Origin of the sequence: Paraburkholderia sp. SIMBA_027, assembly GCF_046535315.1 — a bacterium.
GTDB lineage: Bacteria > Pseudomonadota > Gammaproteobacteria > Burkholderiales > Burkholderiaceae > Paraburkholderia > Paraburkholderia tropica.
Map to the genome: position 1 here is coordinate 1 of NZ_JAWRWY010000594.1, position 271 is coordinate 271.

Genomic DNA, 271 nt, shown 5'->3' on the forward strand with positions numbered 1-271 from the left:
CCTCGGGCCAGCGGTACATCAGCATGTCCAGCGCCACCAGAGGGCTGTAAATCTCCACGGCCACGCAAAGTGGCAGATGGATCGCTACCGGCTTCATCCACGAGGCGTGGTGACACGGCTCCGTTCTGTTTATCAGCATGTCATTCTCCTCCCTGTTTCATGTCCCTTTCAGGCTGTTCTCTCTCCCATGCGCGAAATGCCCGCCTCACGAAATGGTTCCCGATCACCTAAAATGTGATCGGTCAGGGGGTTCCAATTTTCCAAGATGAAT

General features: G+C 55.0%; 1 protein-coding gene. It reads right to left on the reverse strand.

All coding sequences use genetic code 11. The features are described 5' to 3' along the window. A partial coding sequence (locus SB764_RS40385) for a DUF982 domain-containing protein (RefSeq protein ID WP_410866808.1) occupies window positions 1-139 on the reverse strand: 139 nt, incomplete at its 3' end. Window positions 140-271 lie beyond the last annotated feature (132 nt).